The sequence below is a fragment of the Halomonas sp. KO116 genome, from assembly GCF_000734975.2.
In the GTDB taxonomy this organism is placed as follows: Bacteria; Pseudomonadota; Gammaproteobacteria; order Pseudomonadales; family Halomonadaceae; genus Vreelandella; species Vreelandella glaciei.
The window spans coordinates 891691-907967 of record NZ_CP011052.1 but is presented as its reverse complement, the minus strand read 5'-3'; the positions used below and the strand labels follow the sequence as shown (position 1 = coordinate 907967).

Below are 16277 nucleotides of genomic sequence, written 5' to 3'. Positions count from 1 at the left end.
TATTAATCGCGCTTAACGATGGGCCGCCATCCAGCGAGTTAACCAAATCCACGCGGCGGCGCCAACTATCAACAGCCCGCCAATGCCAAGCGCCTGTGGATAGCTATACATTCCTTCGCCTTCTAGCAAAAAGCGCAGCACCAAAAAAATCATCACAATATGAAAAATAAACGCTTTAAGGGCATCTGAACCGACTATCGTCAGCGGCAAAAGTGCCTTTGCAGCTTTGGTGCCTCCGGCTAACGCCAGCGCTAACAGCACCAGCGCACCGCCCAAGCTAAACAACATGAACTCAAGCCCTGGTGGGTGTTTACCGACATTGTTGGCCACGGCGAGCATCGCCGCATCGACATCGCCACTGGCAAACGCCAATGCATAAAACCCCGCCACCATCAGCGCACCCAGCCCCAGTAGCGTAAGCACTAAGCGTCGGCGAGAGGTGGGTTCAAAATAGCAGCGGAGTAGCGCCTCGCCGATAAGCAGCCCGACTAGAATCAACGGCGCACGGTTAATTTGCCCCCAGGTGTAGTGGTCTTCATGATCCACCAATAAGGCTTTCAGAATATCGTTGCCACCAAACGTTAGACTCTGCAGCCAAATAGTCAGCGCGGCTAACACACCAATCGTCGCTAGGCGACTCCACAGCGGCGCTCGCGCCCATAGCGGCAGCATCAAAGGCACCCATAACAGCGCAATGGCGTAGAAGCCTAAGATTTCGACCCAAATCGCAAAACGCCCATAGAGCAACGCATCGACAATTTCACTGGGTGGATAGTAAGGGAGCATTTCAAAAACAGTCAGCGCTTTGTACCAAAACCATACTTCTACGGCACGTAGCCAGAGCTTTAAGCGGCGCCTTGGCCAATCGTCCCTTTGGGTATGCGAAAGAAACGCCACGGCCAGCGCGATGCCAAACACCATAATAAACAGCGATGAGGAGAATTTGGTCAGAAAATGGATCGGCACCATTCCCCAATCGGGCACATTTCGAATGCCGACGAGACCGCTAATGGCATGACTCAAGATCATCAAGCCAATGGCTATGCCACGGGCCAAATCAATCGCTTCTATACGGCCTTCAGCTTTGGGCAGTTGGGGCTTTTCTGTCCAGTTCAGAGGCATCCAATTCAGCGGCATCGAAACATCCTTGTAGGGGCAAGGATCAAATCATTACGCAAAACGAGGCGTTACACCATAGCGAGGCTTCTCCTAAACCCCACCCCGCATCTACCGTTAGTTCCTGGCCGGTAATAGCCTAGCTTTCGGCGCTGGCTAAAACAGCACGCGCGCATCCCCCTGAAAGCTGCGCTCTGCATGGCGCTAAACGCAAAATGCCCCGCTAGGGCGGGGCATTTGAGACTTATCATGGGTATTTGAGGAATTACACTTTTAAATAAATAGCATTGCAACAAATAACAGATCGAATCTTTATTGGATTCATCTAAAACAATTGCTGCTAATAATATCCTCAAAACCTATAACAAAGTCTTATTCTTCATCATCATCTTCATCAAGATCAGGCTGGCCACGCGTTCCGGTATCTACGTCAGTTTGCCCGCCAGTACCAGGAATAGGTTCGTCGTCGCCTTCATCGCCAGTGGAAACCTCTACACCTTGCTCATCTAGATCAGATTGCTGGCGAGTCCCTGTTTTCGGTTCGTCCACATCGTGACCGATGGTAGGATCTTGGTCTGAGCCTTCTTCAAATTCAGAAGAATTCGTTAAACCTTCCTCATTATTTATATCAGTTTCTTGCGTAGTACCAATTTTCGGCTCGTCTTCATCCTGCATCTCTGCAAAAGCTAACGGGCTGGCCATCAAAGCAAAAGATACGCCTAGAATGCCTAGTTTTTTGAAAGAATCCTTCTTCATCATGATACCTTCTCCTATTTGGCTTCACTTGCAAGGTAAGATTTAACTTACTCTACCTGTACAGAAGTTAAACTAGTAGATGAATCTGTATCGGTCAAGCGATAGTAGGTAGTAATTTAAAATTTCCATCACCTACCACAGTCGATATGTCACCACTAACAGCATGAGATAAATACTCACTGTAGTAACTCATCAAGTAGCCATCCACTCCTTTCTTAACGCCAAGATTATTTACATCATTGCCTGCATTTTCACCTAACCCCAGCCAGCATCTACCGTCAATGCCTGGCCTGAGATTGCCTGGCTTTCGTTGCTGGCTAAAAACAGTACGGCAGGTGCGATATGCTGGGGCTCAAGGCGTATTTTTAGGCACTGGCGCTCTTGAATGGTGATTTCGTCCTCGGGACTAATCCACTTTTCGAGCTGACGTTCGGTCATCACCGCGCCGGGCACCAGCGTATTAACGCGGATATTATGCTCACCCAGGTCGCGTGCCAGGCTGCGGGTTAAGCCGTGCACCGCCGCTTTGGCCGTTACATAAGCGGGCAAACCACCCAGCGCCATTTGCACGCTAACCGAGCCAAAATTGATGATCGAACCACCACCCGCTTGCATCATCTGTTCAGCGGCTGCTTGAGCAGCAAAGAACATCGGCCGCAGATTGAGCGACATGCGCTCATCCCAATAGGCAACATCCACATCCTGCCAGGCGTGGCGGTCATCACTAGCCGCATTGTTAATCAGGGTATGTATTGGCCCGAGGTGCTGCCCGGTCTCGGCGATGACCTGCTGTAGGCTTGCTACGTCGCGAATATCACAGTGATGAAAGCGCGGCGCTTCGCCTGTCTCGACGCGGAGCTCTTCGACCAGCGCCTCACTCGCTTCATCGTCGATATCGACAAATACCACCCGTGAGCCCTGATGATGAAAGGCGCGTGTAAGCGAAGCCCCGATGCCACTGCCACCGCCGGTAATAAAGACCACCCGCTGCTCAAGGCTCGCATAGCGCGCTGAAGGTTGGTTCATAGGTGTCTCTCTTCCATTTATTGTTATTGCCGAAGACCTTTTCTACATATCCACCCACTGCCCACCGGCGGCGGACGACGCCAGGGCGCGGGTAATGAATGTCAAACCATCGACACCATCGGTGACGCCGGGCGTTGGCATCGCCAATGCGTGGGCACTTTCCCCGCGTTGATGGGCATGGATTTGCACAGCGAAATCACGATAGAGTTGAGCAAAGGCTTCGAGATAGCCTTCCGGATGCCCTGGTGGAATACGCGCGGCTGCCAAGGCGGCATCCCCCAGGCCGGGGCCGTTGCGAGTCAATAGCCGCGTGGGCTCACCCAGTGGTGAGTGCATTAGCTGGTTGGGATTTTCCTGGCGCCAGGCAAGGCCACCCTTGCTGCCATAAACGCGCAGTTGCAGACCGTTTTCGTTGCCCGGCGCGACCTGGCTCGACCACAGCATGCCCCGCGCGCCGCCCTTGAAGCGCAGCAGCATATGTACGTTGTCATCCAATGCTCGCCCTTCGACAAAGGTGTGCATATCGGCGGCGAGTGATTCCAGTTGCAACCCTGTGACATAACGCGCCAGGTGATACGCATGAGTGCCGATATCCCCTAAACAACCCGCCGGGCCGCTGCGTTTGGGGTCGGTGCGCCACTCAGCCTGCTTGACGCCGCTCTCTTCTAAGCGGGTGGAGAGCCAATCTTGCGGGTACTCCACCTGGACGACGCGAAGATCTCCCAGCTCACCATTGGCCACCATCTCGCGCGCTTGGCGAACCAACGAGTAGCCGGAGTAGTTATGGGTCAAGCCGAAGAACAGCCCCTTTCTTTCCACCAGCTCGGCCAGGGTTTGCGCCTCGTCCAGGGTGATCGTCATTGGCTTATCGCAGATCACGTGAAAACCCGCTTCCAAAAAGGTGCGCGCTACGTCGAAGTGCACATGGTTGGGGGTCACAATGGCGACCACATCGATGCCATCCGATCGCTTGCGCTCCGCTTCGGCCATGGTTTGGTAGTCGGGATAAGCGCGATCTGCGGCCACGTGCAGTTCTGCGGCCGCGGCCCGGCTGCGCTCGGGGTCCGAGGCAAAAGCCCCGGCCACCAGTTCATAGTGGTCATCCAGCCGTGCGGCGATGCGGTGTACCCCGCCGATAAACGCTCCCTGGCCACCGCCGACCATGCCCAGGCGCAGCCGACGCGGCGTGTCGTGTTGAGTGCTCATGTCGTGTTGCTCTCCGCTGTCGTTGAATTAATGGCATTTAATTAATTGAGGCACGTTATTAAACACCGAGGATGCGGCGATTGGCGGCTTGGTCGGAGCCGCCGCCGGCGAAGTCATCAAACGCCCGCTCGGTTACCTCAATAATGTGGTCGCGAATAAAGATTGCGCCTTCCCGGGCACCGACTTCCGGATGCTTCAGGCAGCACTCCCACTCCAGCACCGCCCAACCGTGGTAGTCGTTGGCCGCCATCCAGGAGAAGATCGACTTGAAGTCGATTTGACCATCGCCCAGGGAGCGAAAACGCCCTGCGCGCTCCGTCCACGACTGATAACCCGAGTAAACGCCCTGTTTGGGGCTGGGATTAAACTCGGCATCTTTAACATGAAACATCTGAATGTGATCGCGATATACATCCAGAAAACCACGGTAGTCGAGCTGCTGCAGGATCAGGTGGCTGGGGTCGTAAAGGATGTGACAGCGCGGGTGGTTGCCGACCCGCTCGAGAAACATCTCAAAGGTAATGCCGTCGTGGAGATCTTCGCCAGGATGAATCTCGTAGCAGAGGTTAACCCCTGCCTCGTCAAAGGCGTCCAAGATCGGGCGCCAGCGTTTCGCCAGCTCATCGAACGCGGTTTCGATCAATCCTGCCGGGCGCTGGGGCCAGGGATAGATGAACGGCCACGCCAGCGATCCAGAAAAGGTGCCGTGGTCGGTGAGGCCGAGGTTTTGCGATGCCTTGGCGGCCAGCTTGAGCTGATCAACTGCCCAGGCCTGGCGCGCCTTGGGATTACCGCGCACTTCGGGTACCGCAAAGCCGTCGAACATCTCATCGTAAGCGGGATGCACGGCGACTAACTGACCCTGAAGGTGGGTGGAGAGTTCGGTGAGCGCCAGCCCGTGTTCGGCCAGAGTACCTTTGATCTCGTCGCAGTAGGTGCGGCTCTCGGCGGCACGCTTGAGATCGATCATGCGTGCATCCCAGCTGGGGATCTGCACGCCTTTATAACCCAGCCCCGACGCCCAGGCGGCAATGCTGTCGAGGCTATTAAAGGGGGCTTCATCACCGGCAAACTGGGCGAGAAAGAGCGCTGGCCCTTTGATGGTTTTCATAGGACTCTCTCAGTGAAATCTAAATGGCGTGAGTAGAGGAACGCGGGCGACTTCACCCGCGCTTTAGGTCAGATCAGAACGGCGAGTCGGGGAAGTAGTACTGCTCGGCGTTCTCCTCGGTGATCAGCGGCGAGCCCAGAATGTACTCACCCAATACCGGGCCATTGGAGACAAAGTGCTGCACGGTAAGATCCATGGCCGTGGCGATCATGGCGGGCGGATAAAGCACGTCCACCGGGACCAGCTCGTCGCCTTCCATGACCCGCTTGATGATGTCCTTCATGCCCGCGCCACCAACGATAAACAGCTCGTCTTCACGATCTGCCTGGCGCACGGCTTCAATGACCCCTAGCGCGATATCGTCATCCTGGGCCCAGACTGCGTCGATATTATCGAAGCGAGACAGGTAGTCCTGCATGACTTCAAAGCCATCGTCGCGGTTCCAGTTGGCGTGCTGCATATCGAGAATATTGACGTTGGAACCTTCGATCGCTTCCTGGAAGCCTTGCACGCGCTCATCGTCGATCACCGTGGGAATGCCGCGCAGCACGACAATGTCGCCTTCATCATCAAGGCGTTCGCGGATGTACTCGCCGGACACGCGGCCTAACTCATGATTGTTGCCCGCCACATAGAGATCCTGGATTCCCTCTTCAGTCAGCCCCCGATCCACCACGGTAACGAACACCCCGGACTCTTTAACCCGGCGTACCGGATCGGTCAGCGGGCCAGACTCAAACGGCAGCACCACCAGCGCGTCGATGTTGCGCAGCGATACCAAGTCCTCTAGGTCATTGGCCTGCTCGCCAGCGGTGCCCGCGGTGGAGATGGTGATTTCAATATCGGGATAGAGCTCTTCAAGGCGTTTTTTGGCCTCTTCGGCGTGGTAGTTAACGCCGCCTGTCCAACCATGAGTGGCGGCCGGGATGGAAACACCGATGGTATACTCCTGGGCAACGGCGGCGCCGGAAAGCCCTATCGCTGAAGTAAGTGCTGCGGTAGTGACGCAGGCCTTCACTGCTGTCTTGATGCTTCGCATGGTGATGCTCCTTTCGTGTTTGTACTTGTTATGTTTCGCTGCTTGTCATTGATGTTGCGCTATTAGTGAGTGTGTTTATGGTCCTGTTTTCCTCCACGATGCACGCTGCAGATAGACCGCCACAATAATAATGATCCCTTGCACCGTGCCGTTGAGATAGTTGGAAATGGCATCGGTCAGATTAAGAATATTGCCAATCATGGTGAGCATGATGGCGCCCACCACCGTGCCCCATATGCGCCCATGCCCACCCTTCAGCATGGTGCCGCCAATAATCACCGCGGCAATCGCTTCAAGCTCCCAGAGCACCCCGGTAGCCCCCGAGGCAGAACCCAAACGCGGCACATAAATAATCGTTGCTAGCGCCACACACACGCCTTGCAGCATGTAGGTCAGGGTTTTCACGCGATCCACATGGATGGCACTGTATTCGGCGACCTTTTCATTAGAGCCGATGGCAAAGCAGTAGCGACCAAAGCGCGTATGGTTGAGCAAGATGTAGCCGATGACGGCCACTGCCAAAAATACCCACACAGGTATGGTGATGCCCAAAAAGCTGCCGTAGTACACCGGGCGGTAGATATCGCGCACGGCCCAATCCAGCGTCAGCGTTCCGCCATCAGAAAGGTAGGTCACCAGCGAACGGTAAATCCCCATGGTGCCAAGGGTGACAATAAACGCTTCGATCTTGCCTTTCGTCGTCACAATGCCGTTGATAAAGCCTGCGCAAATCCCCAGCAACAACGAAGCGCCAATACCCAGCAGTATGGTGGTCCACCCCGCGCCGAACTGCTCGACGAGGCTATTCATCAGAATAATCATCACTCCGGCAATAAAGGCCGCCATGGCCCCCACCGAAAGGTCCAACCCACCGGCGGTAATCACAAAAGTGGCGCCAATGGCGATAATGCCGATAAAGGCACTGCGGGTGAGCATGTTCGAAAGGTTATCCAGCCCCAGAAACGCCGGGTTAATCAGCACGCCGAGTAGCCCTAAAGCCACCAGCGCCACAAACGGCCCCCAGGTTTTCAGGTCAATCGCGAAGCCTTTTTGAGTAATCATTTTATTCGCTGCTTTATTAGTCGTTTTGTTATTAGCCATGACACTGCTCATCGACCCCTGCTCCTTTAATACCGGATGCGTACTGCATGATTTCTTCTTCATTAATTTGCTCGCCTTCAAGTACGCCAGTGAGCACGCCGGCACACATCACTGCCACTCGATGGGATAGACCAATCAGCTCACCCATCTCCGACGAGATCAGAATCACCGAGCAGCCTGAATCCGTTAACTCGCGGATAAAGTGATAAATCTGGTGCTTGGTACCCACATCGATGCCCCGCGTCGGCTCATTGATAATCACAATTTCCGGGTCGATAGACATCACCTTGGCGAGCAGCAGCTTTTGCTGGTTGCCGCCGGAGAGCTCAGCGGCGGTGCGTGCAGCGGTGCGCAGTCGAATATCGAAGCGCTCAATCGCCTGTTGAAAGGCTTGCTCTTCACGGCGATGATCAATCAGCGGGTGGCAGTGAGCGCGCAAGTTGAGCAAGGTAACGTTGGAGCGCAGATCCATGTTGAGCACCAGACCTTTGCCCTTGCGATCCTCGGTGAGATAGGCAATCCGCTGATGTACCGCATCGCGAAGATGGCGCAACACCACCGGCTGCCCGTTGCGCAGCACTTGACCGGCACTTTTACTACGCAGACCTAGCACGGCTTCAAGCAGCGCGGTTCGCCCGGCCCCCACGATGCCACCAAACCCCAATACTTCTCCCCGGCGCAGGGTAAAGCTGGCCTGTTTAACGGCGCCGGGCACCACCATATTCCGCGCTTCCAGCACCACCGGCGCATCGTCAGGAAGCTGCGTGCGCGGTGGGTACATGTCCGTGATTTCACGCCCCACCATCAGTCGCGCCAATTCCTCTTTGCTACGCCCGGCCATGGAGCCGCTATCCACCAAATGGCCGTCGCGCAGCACCGTCACGCGGTCGGCAATCTGCTCAATTTCACGCAGCTTGTGGGAGATATACAGAATCGCCACGCCCCGCTGGCGCAAACGGTCGATGAGTGCGAACAGCACTTTTACTTCATTTTCCGTGAGGGTCGCGGTGGGTTCGTCCATAATCAGCACGCGCACATCGCGGGTGATCGCCTTGGCGATTTCCACCATCTGCTGGTCTGAGGTGCTGAGATCTTTCACTCGAGCGCGTGGATCGACGTCGGTTTCGAGTTCTGTCAGCGCCTCACGGCTACGCTCCCGCATGGCTCGCCGATCCAGAAAAAGCCCCCGGCGCAGTTCGCGACCCAGGAAGATGTTCTCCTCCACGCTGAGCTGTTCAGCCAACGCTAGCTCTTGATGGATCATCACCACACCGTCGGCTTCCGCCTCACCACTGGAGCGGTAATGCCGTTGGCGGCCGTCCACCAACACGTCGCCAGATGTCGCGCTAAGGTAGCCGGCCAGAATTTTGACCAGCGTCGATTTTCCAGCGCCGTTCTCACCCAACAGGGCATGCACTTCACCTGCCTGAAGGTCGAGATCAACGTCGAATAAGACCTGGTTTTCGCCAAACGAGCGACAGAGTTTGCGCGCTGATAAGAGCATGGAGCCACCTGTTGTTACTGTTGTTATTATGCGTTTAAGGCTTACCAATATTATTTATATGCCGTGCGATGCTTTATTTACTTTAGGTGCTAAAATAAATAAACGCATATGCAACTTAGGTCGCATTTTGCGATTTTTCACCTCAAACAATAACGGCATTTTTATGGCGCTTACGTCGACTGATACCAGCCGCTATGACAACACGCTGGCGGTTATCCGTACCCTGCGAGACCAAGGACCGGTTGCACGTGTTGACCTGGGTGCGCTGAATGGCATCAGCTCCGCCACGGTGACCTCCATCAGCGCCGAGCTGCTTCAGCAGGGCCTGATCAAGGAACGGCCGCCAGAAACACCCCGCCCCTCCGGGCGTGGGCGGCCCAAGACGCTGGTTGAGCTCAACCCGCAAGCGGCCTGCGTGGTGTGCATCAAGCTATCGATCAATGAGATTCAGTTAGTGGTGGGCGATTTTTCGGGCCAGGTACGCCATAGCGAGCACCACGCGGTGCCCACCCTGACGCTGAGCGCCAACGACCTGGAAACGCTGCTGGAAGAGAAGATCAGCGCTATTTGTGCGCAACAGCTAAACGGATTTAAACGTTTGGCGGGGATCTGTTTGGCCGTGCAGGGGGTGGTATCTTCGCAAAGCGGGTCGATTATCTGGTCACCCGCGTTAAGCTTTCGCAACGCACCGATATCGGCACAATTAGCCGATCGTTTTCACTGCAGCGTTCTACTGGAAAACGATGCTAACTGCATTGCCGGGGTGCTCGCGGCAAAACCTGACTATGCAGACTGCCCCAACCTGGTGGTCATTATGCTGGGCTACGGTATCGGCATGTCGGTACTGATTAACGGCGTGCCTTATCTTGGCGCCAATGGCTCAGCGGCCGAGTTTGGACATAGCAAATACCAACCCGATGGCGCCCTGTGCGCCTGCGGCCGACGAGGCTGCATTGAAGCTTATGCCAGCGACTATGCGCTTTATCGCGCCGCCGCCGACCATATAGCATTACCTAGCGGTGGCGACAGCGCTCACCCTTCAGAGCAGCAGATGCAGGCGCTAACCCAACAGGCGTTGAACGGCGACCCGGCGATGCAGCGTATCTACGCCGAAGCGGGCCGCGCGTTGGGCTATGGCATCGCCAATATTCTGGCGCTGTTTAACCCCGATCTAGTGCTGATTACCGGCGCCGGCGTGCGCGGTTTTGACGCCATGCAGACCACCATGCACAGCGCCATTGATGAAGCCCTGGTGGCCGAACTGAGAGGCACCACCCGCCTCGAAAGCTGCGCCTGGGATCGCGACATGACCTGCATGGGCGGCATCGCCATGGCGCTACACGCTACCGATGGCGAGACGCTGTCGGAGAGCCAGGCCAGCTTCGTCAGTTAGTGCGAATGACGCGGCACATCAGACCCGCGGCAGCCCACCAGGAAGTCAAAGTCGCAGCCCTCATCTGCTTGAAGCACCCGCTCGATATACAGCTGACGGTAGCCGCCCTGGCTGGCAATCAGCGTCGAGGCGGCGGTCGGGTCGCTCTCGGCCAGACGCGAGGCCAACTCTTCGTCACTGAGCTCCAGATGCAATCGGCCGCTTTCGCAGTCGAGCTCGATCCAGTCGCCGTTACGTACCGCGGCCAGCGGCCCACCGGCGGCGGCTTCGGGTGCCACGTGCAGTACCACGGTGCCGTAGGCGGTGCCGCTCATGCGGGCATCCGAAATACGCACCATATCGGTGATGCCCTGAGCAAGGATCTTGGGCGGCAGGCCCATATTGCCCACCTCGGCCATGCCGTGATACCCCCGCGGGCCGCAGTGCTTCATGACCAAGATGTCGTTGGCTTCCACGTCGAGATCCGGATCGTTGATGCGCGCCTTGTAGTCGTCGAAGTCCTCAAACACCACCGCACGACCGCGGTGCTGCATCAGTTCGGCGGTCGCCGCCGAAGGCTTGAGCACCGCGCCGTTGGGGGCCAGGTTGCCGCGCACCACGCAGATACCACCGTCCGCGGTAAGCGGGTTGTCCAGCGGGCGGATGACCTCGTCGTTATACAGCGGGGCGTCCTGGACGTTTTCCCACAGGGTTTTGCCGTTGACGGTCAAGGCGTCCTTGAACGGCAGCCGGTCGGCCTCGCCCAGTCGCCTGAGCACTGCGGGCAGGCCACCGGCGTAGTAGAACTCTTCCATCAGAAAGCGCCCCGAGGGCTGCAGATCGACCACCGTGGGCGTGCCGCGCCCCACTCGGCTCCAGTCGTCCAGGGTCAGATCCACACCGATCCGCCCGGCAATCGCCTTGAGGTGAATCACCGCGTTGGTGGAGCCGCCAATCGCGGCGTTGGTGCGAATGGCGTTGTCGAAGGCTTCCTTGGTGAGAATTTTGGAGAGTCGCAGGTCTTCATTGACCATCTCGACAATCCGGTTACCCGAGAGGTGCGCCAGCACATAGCGGCGAGAATCGACAGCCGGAATCGCCGCGTTGTGGGGCAGCGACGTACCCAGCGACTCGGCCATACAGGCCATGGTGGAGGCGGTGCCCATGGTGTTGCAGGTGCCCGCCGAACGCGACATGCCCGCTTCGGCGGCCATAAAGTCGTGCATCGATATTTCGCCTGCCTTGACCTGCTCGGAGAGCTTCCACACCACGGTGCCGGAACCAATGTCCTTGCCCTTATGCTTGCCGTTGAGCATCGGCCCGCCGGTGACCACGATGGTGGGGATATCGCAGCTCGCCGCGCCCATCAGCAGCGCCGGGGTAGTCTTGTCGCAACCTACCAGCAGTACCACCCCATCCATGGGGTTGCCGCGAATGGCTTCTTCGACGTCCATGCTGGCCAGGTTGCGGGTAAACATCGCCGTGGGGCGCAGATTGGATTCGCCGTTGGAAAAGACCGGAAACTCCACCGGATAGCCGCCCGCCTCCAGGATGCCTTTCTTTACGTGCTCCGCGAGCTTGCGGAAGTGGGCGTTGCACGGCGTTAGTTCCGACCAGGTGTTGCAAATGCCGATAATCGGCTTGCCCTGAAACTCATGATCAGGAATACCTTGGTTTTTCATCCAACTGCGGTACATAAAGCCGTTTTTATCAGCTGTACCAAACCATTCAGCGCTGCGTAGTGGACGTTGACGTTGGCCCATGAAGTTAACTCCTTGTTTTAGTTCGGTGACAGCTGACGGCCTAGTGGTATATGTCGATGGCTGTTTTGAATTTGCACGACACTAAACCACCTTCAAGAGATAGTCGACCATACAAAAGTATATGTTGAACAATTGCTCTTAATGTTCAACATTACCCTCTCCATATGGGTCGCTGACCCCGTTCACCACCACTTTCTCCACAACAAGAATCTTGAGGAATAGTGCCATGCTCACATCGAAATACAGTTTGCTACTCACTGGCTCAGCGCTGCTGCTAGGCCTTTCAACGGCTCAGGCGGCCGAGTACGAGTGGAAGTTTCAGGCGTCAGAAACCTCGGGCGAGCCCAGCTTTAAGATCAAACAGGAGTGGGCTGATAAGATTACGGCAATGACCGATGGTCGTGTTGAGATTGAGGTAATGCCGATTAACGCCGTGGTTGGCCCCACCGAAACGCTCTCGGCGGTCAGTGCCGGTATCCTGCAGGGTCATATGACCGACCCCAGTTACTTCTCTGGCCAGGATCCCGCGTTCGGCATGCTCGGCAACCTTGTTGGCGCTTGGCAGAATCCCTACGACTTCTTGGAGTACATGAAGTACGGCGGCGGCGAAGAACTGTACAACGAACTAGTCGAACCTTATGGCGCGCATTTGATCAGCGCAGCGACCTTTCCGCTGGAGTCAGTACCCTCCACGGTCCCTATCGAATCCATCGCTGATTTTGAAGGGCTAAAAATCCGCGCTCCACAAGGGATGGTCTACAACATCTTCGAGCGCATTGGCGCCACGCCCGTCAATCTGCCGGGCTCTGAGGTGTATACCGGCTTGGAAAAAGGTGTGATCGACGCCGCGGACTCCACGGTGCTCTCCAATAATGACGCCATGGGCCTGCACGCCTTCGCCCCTTACCCGCTTTACCCTGGCTTTCACTCAATGCCGATGATCGCTGTCTCGATTAACAAGGACATCTGGGATGGTCTGTCCGAGGAGCTACAAACGACTCTAAACACTGCCTTTGATGGCATGGCGTATGACCTGATTGCGCGCCTCAAAGAGCAGGATATTGAGACCCTGCAGCGGCTTCAGGATGACCCAGACGTTCATCCCTTCAACTTGCCTGAAGAAGAGCGTCAGAAATTCCGCACGGCAGCTGAGCAAGAGTGGCAAGAGTGGGCGGGCGAAAATGCAATGACCCAGAAAGTCTATGACTCGGCGACCGCCTTTTTGCGCTCGCGTAATCTGCTCTAACTTTCTGCCCCCAACTCTGCCTCATTAACCTAACCAACGCATCGCTCGGGAAACATCCCGAGCGATGCGCGTAGAGTCGCGCCATGTCTCAAAAAACGCCTGACAATCAATCTTCTTCGCCGGACACACAGGATCTCCCCGGGATCCTCGAAACGGTGGAGGAGGTATCTCCCGAACGTAATGCGCTTGACCGATTGATCGCACGTGGCGGCCACGCTGTTTCCTGGTTGGTGCTGGTGGCAATGGGTATCAGCGTCGTCGAAGTTTTTATGCGTTACGGCTTTAACAACCCGACCTCGTGGGTGCACGAAACCGTCGTGTTTCTAATCGCCGTCATCTTTGTGCTGGGCGGACCAGCGGCCATGGCGCGCAATAGCCATATCCGCGTCAAAGTGCTCTACGACAGCGCCGGGCCACGCTTGAAATGCTGGATGGACCGCTTTAACGACCTGCTCACCCTGATTTTCTGCCTGTCAATGAGCTACGCCGCTTTTCATATGTTCTGGGGAGCGTCGCATAACCCGCTTGGCGAATGGTCGCTGGAGCGCTCCGGCACCTCTTGGAATCCGCCCTTTCCCGCCATGGTGAAGGGCATGATTCTATTTGCCCTGGCATTGATGACCCTCCAGGCCACCCTGCACCTGTGGCAATCGCTTAAGGCGAAGCCCGACACCACCACTGAGGAGCCTCGCTGATGGATATCTCAACCGCAACGATCCTCATGGTAGGGGCAATTTTCGCGCTGCTGGTCACCGGTCTGCCGCTGGCGTTCATTACCGGCTTGGTGGCGATGGCGTTCACCTTCGGCTGGTTCGGCGAAGCGGCGCTGCCGCTAGTTACCAGCCGCGTCTATGGTTTTATCACCGAGTATTCGCTGGTAGCGGTGCCCATGTTCGTTTTGATGGCATCGCTGCTGGATCGATCCGGCATCGCTAAAGATCTGTTCAACGCCATGCGCGTTTTCGCTGGCCGCTTGCCGGGCGGCGTTGCTGTGCAAACCATCGTCGTGGCGTTTTTCCTGGCTGCACTCTCGGGCATTATCGGCGGTGAAATCGTACTGCTGGGGATTTTGGCGTTGCCGCAAATGCTGCGTCTCGGCTATGACAAGCATCTCTCCATCGGGGTAGTGTGTGCCGGTGGCGCCCTGGGCACCATGATGCCGCCCTCAATCGTACTAATTATCTACGGCCTGATCGCCAGCGTATCGATTGCCGACCTGTTCGCCGCGGCCGTGACGCCAGCGGTGATTCTGATGGGCTCTTATATTGCCTATGTCCTGGTGCGCTGCTTAAAAAATCCAGCCCTAGGGCCGCCGTTGGATAAAAATGCTCAAGATAACCCCTTCGCCACCAAGCTGGATGCGGCGAAAGCCATTTTGCTGCCTGGGCTGATTGCCTTTTTGGTGCTAGGCACTATTTATGGTGGGGTCGCCTCGGTTACTGAAGCAGCGGCCATGGGCGTCTTCGGTGTACTGCTTGCCACCATTATTCGCGGCGAATTCACCCCAGGCATGCTGCATCACAGCCTCGGCCAAACCATGAATACCTGCGGCATGATCATCTGGATCGGCATCGGCGCCGCCGCTCTGGTGGGGGTCTATAACCTGATGGGGGGCAATCGCTTTGTCTCAAGCTTGATTCTGGGGCTTGATGTAGCGCCGATTGTGATTATCCTGGTAATGATGGCGATTATGCTGGTGCTAGGGCTATTCCTCGATTGGATCGGGATTGCCATGCTGGCCCTGCCAATCTTTCTGCCCATCGTTATTCAGCTCGGTTTCGACCCGATCTGGTTTGGCATTCTGTTCGCCGTCAATATGCAGGTGTCGTTCCTGTCACCGCCCTTCGGGCCCGCCGCTTTCTACCTTAAAAGCGTGGCACCCCCGGATATCAGCCTGAAGGATATTTACCTATCCGTACTGCCCTTTATGGCTATTCAGCTGTGTGTACTCGCGGCGCTATTGATGTGGCCGCAACTCGCCATCTGGCCGCTTTGATAACGACTACAATAGGTTTCATAAGGAGATCACTATGCGACTGATTCAGTGTGACTACCAAGGCCAGGTTCGCGCCGCGCTGGTAGAGAGTGAACAGCAAGTTAGGCTGCTCAACTGCGACACCTATACGCTCGCCAATCGAGCCATTAACGCGGGTCAGTCACTTAGTGACTCAGTGACCGCCGCGCTGACCGACACGCGTTTGGATTACCAAGCGTTAGTCGACGATAAGCATCTGCTGCCACCATTGACCCATTCCGATCCGGCCCACTGCCTGGTGACCGGCACTGGCCTCACCCACTTGGGCAGTGCCGACACCCGCTCGGCGATGCATGCTAAAGCCCAAGCGGCGGATGAAGACCTAACCGACTCCATGCGAATGTTTAAGCTAGGGGTGGAAGGCGGCAAACCCAACGCGGGCGAGATCGGCGCGCAACCTGAATGGTTCTACAAGGGTGATGGCCAGTGTGTGGTAGCGCCGGAAGCGGCGATCCCCTCGCCAGCGTTCGCTCAGGATGCAGGCGAGGAGCCCGAACTGGCAGGCCTTTACGTGATTGGCAAGGACGGTCTACCCTGGAGAGTCGGGTACGCGCTGGGCAACGAGTTTTCTGACCATGTCACCGAGCGCTTTAATTATTTATGGCTGGCTCACTCCAAACTACGCGCCTGCAGCTTTGGGCCCGAGCTATTGATTGGCGAGCTGCCAGCCCATTTAGAAGGCTCAAGCTCGATTCAACGTAACGGCGAGACCGTATGGGAAAAGCCTTTCTTGACCGGCGAAGCCAACATGGCCCACAGTCTGGCCAACCTTGAATACCATCACTTTAAGTACCCAGGTTTCCGGCGCCCTGGCGATATCCACGTACATTTTTTCGGCACTGCTACGCTAAGCTTTGCTGACAACATCAAAGTGCGCGAAGGCGACCGCTTTGAGATCCGTATCAACGAATTTGGCCGGGCTCTGCGCAATCCGCTTCAGGTGGAGGCAGACGCACCGGCGGTTACCGTTCAATCGCTTTGACACTATTTTTTAGCACCAGC

Annotated in this window: 14 protein-coding genes; 5 read left to right on the top strand and 9 right to left on the bottom strand. The window is 56.4% G+C overall.

The features are described from left to right. Positions 1–12: 12 nt before the first annotated feature. From KO116_RS04235 to KO116_RS04200, 8 genes are all read right to left on the bottom strand, one after another. Positions 13–1137 (bottom strand): heparan-alpha-glucosaminide N-acetyltransferase domain-containing protein, encoded by a 1125-nt coding sequence (locus KO116_RS04235; protein WP_035561470.1) that lies wholly within the window; start codon positions 1135–1137, stop codon positions 13–15. Between the two features lie 351 nt (positions 1138–1488). Continuing rightward, complete coding sequence (locus tag KO116_RS04230; RefSeq protein WP_035561467.1) at positions 1489–1875, bottom strand: hypothetical protein; 387 nt, start codon at positions 1873–1875, stop codon at positions 1489–1491. Positions 1876–2127: 252 nt separating this feature from the next. Next, positions 2128–2898 (bottom strand): SDR family NAD(P)-dependent oxidoreductase, encoded by a 771-nt coding sequence (locus tag KO116_RS04225; protein ID WP_035561463.1) that lies wholly within the window; start codon positions 2896–2898, stop codon positions 2128–2130. A 42-nt stretch (positions 2899–2940) separates the two neighbouring features. Then, positions 2941–4104 carry a Gfo/Idh/MocA family protein gene (locus KO116_RS04220; protein WP_035561460.1) on the bottom strand — a complete coding sequence of 388 codons (1164 nt, stop codon included), beginning with the start codon at positions 4102–4104 and terminating at the stop codon, positions 2941–2943. A 58-nt stretch (positions 4105–4162) separates the two neighbouring features. Continuing rightward, a complete protein-coding gene (locus KO116_RS04215; RefSeq protein ID WP_035561456.1) occupies positions 4163–5215 on the bottom strand; it encodes a sugar phosphate isomerase/epimerase family protein in 1053 nt (350 codons plus the stop codon). A 73-nt stretch (positions 5216–5288) separates the two neighbouring features. Then, a complete protein-coding gene (locus KO116_RS04210; protein WP_035561454.1) occupies positions 5289–6254 on the bottom strand; it encodes an ABC transporter substrate-binding protein in 966 nt (321 codons plus the stop codon). 75 nt (positions 6255–6329) lie between these two features. Beyond that, positions 6330–7355 carry an ABC transporter permease gene (locus tag KO116_RS04205; RefSeq protein ID WP_035561643.1) on the bottom strand — a complete coding sequence of 342 codons (1026 nt, stop codon included), beginning with the start codon at positions 7353–7355 and terminating at the stop codon, positions 6330–6332. Beyond that, a complete protein-coding gene (locus KO116_RS04200; protein WP_035561451.1) occupies positions 7348–8859 on the bottom strand; it encodes a sugar ABC transporter ATP-binding protein in 1512 nt (503 codons plus the stop codon). Before KO116_RS04200 ends, KO116_RS04205 begins: the two co-directional genes overlap by 8 nt. Before the next feature lie 163 nt (positions 8860–9022). Between KO116_RS04200 and KO116_RS04195 the strand changes: the two genes are divergently transcribed. Continuing rightward, positions 9023–10252 (top strand): ROK family transcriptional regulator, encoded by a 1230-nt coding sequence (locus tag KO116_RS04195; protein ID WP_035561640.1) that lies wholly within the window; start codon positions 9023–9025, stop codon positions 10250–10252. On the opposite strand, the gene KO116_RS04190 is transcribed toward KO116_RS04195, so the two are convergent. Next, positions 10249–11994, bottom strand: coding sequence for an IlvD/Edd family dehydratase (locus KO116_RS04190; protein ID WP_035561448.1), 1746 nt, complete (start codon positions 11992–11994; stop codon positions 10249–10251). The genes KO116_RS04195 and KO116_RS04190 overlap by 4 nt on opposite strands. 226 nt (positions 11995–12220) lie before the next feature. Here KO116_RS04190 and KO116_RS04185 point away from each other — a divergent pair, with 226 nt between their 5' ends. The 4 genes from KO116_RS04185 (at position 12221) to araD1 (ending at position 16257) form a co-directional block, all read left to right on the top strand. Beyond that, complete coding sequence (locus KO116_RS04185; RefSeq protein WP_035561446.1) at positions 12221–13240, top strand: TRAP transporter substrate-binding protein; 1020 nt, start codon at positions 12221–12223, stop codon at positions 13238–13240. An 83-nt stretch (positions 13241–13323) separates the two neighbouring features. After that, complete coding sequence (locus tag KO116_RS04180; RefSeq protein WP_035561443.1) at positions 13324–13935, top strand: TRAP transporter small permease subunit; 612 nt, start codon at positions 13324–13326, stop codon at positions 13933–13935. Next, a complete protein-coding gene (locus tag KO116_RS04175) occupies positions 13935–15236 on the top strand; it encodes a TRAP transporter large permease (protein ID WP_008959428.1) in 1302 nt (433 codons plus the stop codon). The genes KO116_RS04180 and KO116_RS04175 overlap by 1 nt, the downstream gene beginning before the upstream one ends. Positions 15237–15270: 34 nt before the next feature. Further along, positions 15271–16257: an AraD1 family protein gene (gene araD1, locus KO116_RS04170; RefSeq protein ID WP_035561437.1), complete on the top strand. Its 987-nt coding sequence runs from the start codon at positions 15271–15273 to the stop codon at positions 16255–16257. Positions 16258–16277: the final 20 nt, after the last annotated feature.

Excerpts from the sequence above, each read along its gene's own strand:
- KO116_RS04185 (WP_035561446.1), top strand. The coding sequence starts at position 12,221 with ATGCTCACATCGAAATACAGTTTGCTACTCACTGGCTCAGCGCTGCTG.
- KO116_RS04205 (WP_035561643.1), bottom strand. The coding sequence starts at position 7,355 with ATGGCTAATAACAAAACGACTAATAAAGCAGCGAATAAAATGATTACT.
- araD1 (WP_035561437.1), top strand. The coding sequence starts at position 15,271 with ATGCGACTGATTCAGTGTGACTACCAAGGCCAGGTTCGCGCCGCGCTG.
- KO116_RS04210 (WP_035561454.1), bottom strand. The coding sequence starts at position 6,254 with ATGCGAAGCATCAAGACAGCAGTGAAGGCCTGCGTCACTACCGCAGCA.
- KO116_RS04200 (WP_035561451.1), bottom strand. The coding sequence starts at position 8,859 with ATGCTCTTATCAGCGCGCAAACTCTGTCGCTCGTTTGGCGAAAACCAG.
- KO116_RS04175 (WP_008959428.1), top strand. The coding sequence starts at position 13,935 with ATGGATATCTCAACCGCAACGATCCTCATGGTAGGGGCAATTTTCGCG.
- KO116_RS04220 (WP_035561460.1), bottom strand. The coding sequence starts at position 4,104 with ATGAGCACTCAACACGACACGCCGCGTCGGCTGCGCCTGGGCATGGTC.
- KO116_RS04225 (WP_035561463.1), bottom strand. The coding sequence starts at position 2,898 with ATGAACCAACCTTCAGCGCGCTATGCGAGCCTTGAGCAGCGGGTGGTC.
- KO116_RS04230 (WP_035561467.1), bottom strand. The coding sequence starts at position 1,875 with ATGATGAAGAAGGATTCTTTCAAAAAACTAGGCATTCTAGGCGTATCT.
- KO116_RS04190 (WP_035561448.1), bottom strand. The coding sequence starts at position 11,994 with ATGGGCCAACGTCAACGTCCACTACGCAGCGCTGAATGGTTTGGTACA.
- KO116_RS04235 (WP_035561470.1), bottom strand. The coding sequence starts at position 1,137 with ATGCCGCTGAATTGGATGCCTCTGAACTGGACAGAAAAGCCCCAACTG.
- KO116_RS04180 (WP_035561443.1), top strand. The coding sequence starts at position 13,324 with ATGTCTCAAAAAACGCCTGACAATCAATCTTCTTCGCCGGACACACAG.
- KO116_RS04195 (WP_035561640.1), top strand. The coding sequence starts at position 9,023 with ATGGCGCTTACGTCGACTGATACCAGCCGCTATGACAACACGCTGGCG.
- KO116_RS04215 (WP_035561456.1), bottom strand. The coding sequence starts at position 5,215 with ATGAAAACCATCAAAGGGCCAGCGCTCTTTCTCGCCCAGTTTGCCGGT.